The following is a 5033-nucleotide window of genomic DNA, read 5'->3' on the forward strand; positions in this document are numbered from 1 at the left end:
CGGCAGCTATCCACTTTATTGACCGTATTTTTAATTCATTATCCCTTAGTCTAGCCCTCCCCATTTGGTTACCTTCAGTATTTTTTGAAAAATATTGGAGTTTTCATAAACCCCTATAAACTCTTCAGAACCAGGGCCATATGCAAATACTGGGATCAAGGCAGCAGAATGACCTGTAGTAGAAAAGGTCATACCAATTTCACTATAATCACTATACTCTTCGCCATCTTCAGTTTTCTTTTTTTTTGCAGCCAAAGTAAAGCCACCTGTTTCATGATCAGAAGTAACGATTACCAGTGTATTGCCCTCTTTCTCGGCATAATCCAATGCTTTACCTATCGCATCATCAAAATCAATCAGTTCAGACACAAGATACTCTGCATTGTTAGCATGGCCACCCCAATCTATTTGGGAGCCTTCAGCCATTATAAAAAAACCCGAATTGTCTTTGCTTAAAAATTGAATGGCTAATTCTGTTGCATTTGAGAGAAAGTCACCTCTGCCCATGATAGTAGAAGGCATATCATCTTGTGCTAATAGATACCCTGCCTTTTCACTAGATTTAATTTTGGAGAAATCATTTAAAGAAGTAGTATTAATAGTAAATTGTTTTTCATTTAATGTATTCAACAAATTTCGCCCATCAGTTCGCTTATTAAAATACTGTAGTCCTCCTCCAGCGAAAAAATCTATTTCTGATTCTGCTAATTGTAAGGCAATTTTCTCCGCGAAACCTCTATTTAGGGTGTGGGCATAAAAACTTGCTGGAGTAGCATGGGTTATTGATGAAGTGGCTATCATTCCTGTATTAATTTTTTTCAACGAAGCTATCTCCACCAAATTTTTTACCTCTGTTGAATCATCTGCAACTCCAATTGCACCGTTGTAGGTTTTGACCCCACATGCAAAAGCTGTGGCTCCGGCGGCAGAATCAGTGATATCCTCCCGGGAGGATGAAGTTTTTATCAGACCTATATTCTTAAATCGTGAATAGTTTGGAGAAGACTCTTTAAAGTAGAAGGCGGAAGAAATCTGTGTCAATCCAGTTCCGTCGCTGATCAGAAGAATAACATTTTTAGGATTATTGGCCTCTTTATTGACATTTTTACCAGAATTACATGCAAATATCACTAGGACCAGGCAAGCCAAAATAATTAGTTTTATTTTCATATGATGTACAATTTATTAAAAAGCATTTGTAGCTGCCGTTTTGTATTATGCGTTCGTCCTAAGCAAGAGTTGGCAGATATTATATCAAGGTAATAAATTATCTATAAAAGTTTCTTCTTTCTATACAATTGAAAATAATACCAGGCGGCGATGCCGCCAATGAAGGAAAACAAAGCCAGCATCCAAAACACATGCTGATGACCTATTGCGCCAGGTGAATTCTCCAGGAGAAATCCCATTGCAGGCCCTGCAAATATATCTGGGGTATAACCTATTAGCGATATAAGGCCAACAGCAGTCCCTGTTAGCACCAAAGGAATCTGTCCTCTCTCCATCACTGCGAAGTACAATGAACGTGCAGCGTACACTCCAGTGGCTACAACCAAAATGGATATAAAAAACAACGCTGTCGACGAATCCGAAATTACACCTGTTGCAAACAACAATGCCCCCAGAAATGAAACGATAAAACTAACTACCAACCAATAGGTAGTATCTGTACGGTCTGCCAAAACCCCGATTAATACCCCAATGACAGGGCGGACAAATAACAGAAAAGTGCCCACCTGTGCCGATTGCACCTGGTCATACAGCATTACTTCCTGGGCATAGAGCGAGAACACATCTGTGATTTTGTAGCCTACATAGGCACATAAAATAATGATCATTAATAACCATACGGAAGGCAAACGCAGCACCTCTTTTATTTGTGATATCGTTATTTTCTCCAGGATGATCTCTTTTTCTGCTTTTGGATCAATTTTCATAAAGGACCACACCAATAGGCCTACTATAGCCACTATGCCCGAGGATACCAGAATCACATAACTGAAGGCTACTCTGCTTTCAGAAGCGGTAGCCTCAGAAACTTCCGGAGTAATAAATAGTGAAAAAATAAGTACGCCCATACCTCCGAACAAAGCCCCCACCAATCCACGTCCACCGTCCAAAAAACCAAACGCCTTGCCTTGCGAAGAAGACCCGCCCCAGACTCTGGTAGCCTTTATCATAGGAGCCCAGAACAAAAAAATGGTTGTAAAACCCCAATATCCATATAGAATTTTTAATAGGGTATAACTTGGAAAAGTGGCATAGACCAACCCTCCTGAGGCAGTCATCCATAATGCCACTGCAATCAATTTTCTTGGAGGAAATTTATCAGCCAAAGGACCTCCAAAGAGATAGGATAGCAAGGCTACTATACCATATACAGAGAAACATATGCCCAACTCCACATTGTCTAGCTCAAATGCCTCAAGCACTGTAGGCCTAAAGACCCGTGCAAGAACAAATGGAAGAATAAATACAGACTCCCCTGCCAAAATGAGTAGTAAGAGGAAGTGCCATGGAGCTTTTTTTTGATTCATGAAGTTTGGTAGATTTTATGGAAGAATATGTAAGTGGAAAAGCATGTCTGTCTGTTAACCATAAATCTATATAACTGTAAAACCTGCTTTATTTCAATTGAATTTCCTGATCAAATGGTAGGTGAATTCAATGATTTCCTTGTAGTTCTCTTTACTGATCTTTTCGTCAATACCATGAAACATGGACATGCTCTCAGGACCAAGTCTGATCGGGTAAAAACGGTACACATCGTCTGAAACGTCATAGAAATAGCGGGCATCTGTACCGCCCCCTATGAGACCCGGAACCACCACTACTTCCGGAAATACAGATCGTATAGTCTTTTCGAGAATTCTAAAGCCCTCAGAATCAATCCCGGAAACAGGGGAGGGGTTCGTTAGAAAACCGGCTGCTTCCACCTTGATCTTATCGCTTACCGTATTTTCTACATGCTGCTTTACGGACTCAATGGTTTCCCCAGGTAAAATCCTGAAGTTGATTGTAGCTTCCGCCACAGTAGGTATCACATTGTTTTTCACCCCGCCTTCAATAATTGTTGGGGCTGTGGTAGTGTGTGCATTAAGCCCTTTTAAGATAGTGCTTTTGAACAGCCAGGGATTGGCAAAGGCCAACTTCTTCAAAAAGGGGAGTTCGGCGCCCATATACTTAAATTGGTAATTAATAGGTTCTACAAGCTTATAAGGTAACTGATTATTTTCCAGGTCAACGATGGCCTGGGCCAACATTCCAATGGTGTTTTCCCGGGGAGGAGCAGAACTATGTCCCCCTCTTGTTTCTACAATAAGCCGGAAGGAGGCAAAACCCTTTTCTGCCAGGTTCACCATGGCAACATCCTTTTCAATACCGGGGATCATACTTTCTGCTAAAAAACCACCTTCATCAAGCGTCATGGCCGCATGGATGCCTTTTTCTTTTAAATAAGCCGCAATCTTAGCGGCCCCCTTAGGACCACCCACTTCTTCGTCATGGCCAAAGGCAAGGTAGATGGTCCTGGAAGGGGTAAACGATTCACTCAACAACTTTTCCACAGACTCCATTAGTGCCATTAGGGAACCTTTGTCGTCCAGGGTACCTCTTCCAATAATATGAGTATCCGTAATCTTTCCCTCGAAAGGACCTGCCTCCCAGTCTTTGAGGGTAGGCTGGTCTACAGGCACTACGTCCTGGTGCGACATAAGAATGATTGGTTTTTTGGAAGCATCTGAACCCTCCCACTTGTATAGCAAACTGTATTCATTTATTTTTTCCAGGGAAAGATTTTCATGGACGAGTGGAAATGTATCTGCCAGAAATTGGTGGAAACCGTGAAAGGCAGTGGAATCAGGAATAGCATCTTCGCTAAATGAAATCGTCCGGTATTGGATCGCCCGGGAAAGGTTTTGAAATACGGTTTCTGGAATATTGAGTTTTTCCAATGATTCCGGCGCTACTTGTTTGGAGGTTAGAGAGAATGTATTGAATAAGAGAATACCGGCAATTACAATGAGTATTGCCAAGAGGGAAATGATGATTTTCTTCATTATGGTTTTTTAAAGGATAGAACTCGTTAGCTTTGGTTGATAAACCTGAAACTTTACAGTAATGTAAGTTCAGGATTTCTTTTGCGGCAAGTTATATAAAATACCTTAGAATTCTGTAGTTACAGCTTCCAGGGTTATAAATCTAGTCTAAACCAAAGGGTTATTAGTTAAAACAAGATTTTTCATAATTCTTTATAATGATGTATTTTAAACATTTCTCTTTTCATTTTTAGTCAGTAACTATCTGCTTAGGACATAAATAAAATAGAATTAAGCATAAATTATACTATAGTCTAACAGCGAAATTCTAACTTATTATCTTTAACTTCATATCTTAAACTTTGTACCTTCCTTCCTTAAATCTGGATAAAAAGGAATAAAACATATAATAATTATGCCTTTCATCGGTTATTTAGGTAGACAAGCCTATTTTCATCTTATTAATCCCTAAACAAAATATGAATTTACCTATGCAGAGCTATAAAATATTTATAGGCATTACAATTACAATTCTTTCTCTTTTAGCCCTAATCCTAAATGGCAACAATACAAGATACTCTTCCGAGTCTGAGGATGCCATTTCAACCAATAATTCTAAGAAAACTATAGCCGATCAAAGAGCGGTGCAGCTATATAAATTGCAACAAAATGAATTGAAAGTTGCCATTAAGGCATATTTTGATAAAGCCATTGCATCAGGGGCAATAGTGGGTGCAGGGGTAAGTATTGTTAAAGGAGATTCGATTGTAATTTCAGATGGATTCGGTAAAAGAAATATTAATGTCGATACCGGTGTTGACGGCCAGACCATTTTCAGACTCGGATCGCTATCCAAAGGATTTGCAGGGATATTGGCTGCCAATTTAAAATCTGAAGGCAAATTAGATTGGGAAGATAAGGTCAGTGATTATATTCCGGAATTTCAACTGGGAGATAGAAGTAATACGGCTAAAATTACTCTGGCTAATATTTTAT

4 protein-coding genes are annotated in these 5033 nt (G+C 39.6%); 1 reads left to right on the top strand and 3 read right to left on the bottom strand.

The genetic code is table 11. The features are described 5' to 3' along the window. Nucleotides 1-45 precede the first annotated feature (45 nt). From WBN20_RS07425 to WBN20_RS07435, 3 genes are all read right to left on the bottom strand, one after another. Nucleotides 46-1170 carry an alkaline phosphatase gene (locus tag WBN20_RS07425; protein ID WP_424281237.1) on the bottom strand — a complete coding sequence of 375 codons (1125 nt, stop codon included), beginning with the start codon at nt 1168-1170 and terminating at the stop codon, nt 46-48. A gap of 101 nt (nt 1171-1271) precedes the next feature. Beyond that, a complete protein-coding gene (locus WBN20_RS07430; RefSeq protein ID WP_424281238.1) occupies nt 1272-2537 on the bottom strand; it encodes an MFS transporter in 1266 nt (421 codons plus the stop codon). Nucleotides 2538-2630: 93 nt separating this feature from the next. Continuing rightward, the gene (locus WBN20_RS07435; protein WP_424270985.1) at nt 2631-4058 is read right to left on the bottom strand and encodes a M20 family peptidase; all 1428 of its coding nucleotides are present in this window, start codon (nt 4056-4058) and stop codon (nt 2631-2633) included. A gap of 458 nt (nt 4059-4516) precedes the next feature. Here WBN20_RS07435 and WBN20_RS07440 point away from each other — a divergent pair. After that, nucleotides 4517-5033 (top strand): serine hydrolase domain-containing protein (locus WBN20_RS07440; RefSeq protein WP_424281239.1); only part of this gene is annotated, 517 nt, incomplete at its 3' end.

Source organism: Eudoraea sp. (genome assembly GCF_049665975.1).
Taxonomy (GTDB): Bacteria; Bacteroidota; Bacteroidia; order Flavobacteriales; family Flavobacteriaceae; genus Eudoraea.

What these genes read in the sequence shown, in the direction of transcription:
- WBN20_RS07425 (WP_424281237.1), bottom strand. Translation starts at nt 1,170, where the DNA reads ATGAAAATAAAACTAATTATTTTGGCTTGCCTGGTCCTAGTGATATTT.
- WBN20_RS07430 (WP_424281238.1), bottom strand. Translation starts at nt 2,537, where the DNA reads ATGAATCAAAAAAAAGCTCCATGGCACTTCCTCTTACTACTCATTTTG.
- WBN20_RS07435 (WP_424270985.1), bottom strand. Translation starts at nt 4,058, where the DNA reads ATGAAGAAAATCATCATTTCCCTCTTGGCAATACTCATTGTAATTGCC.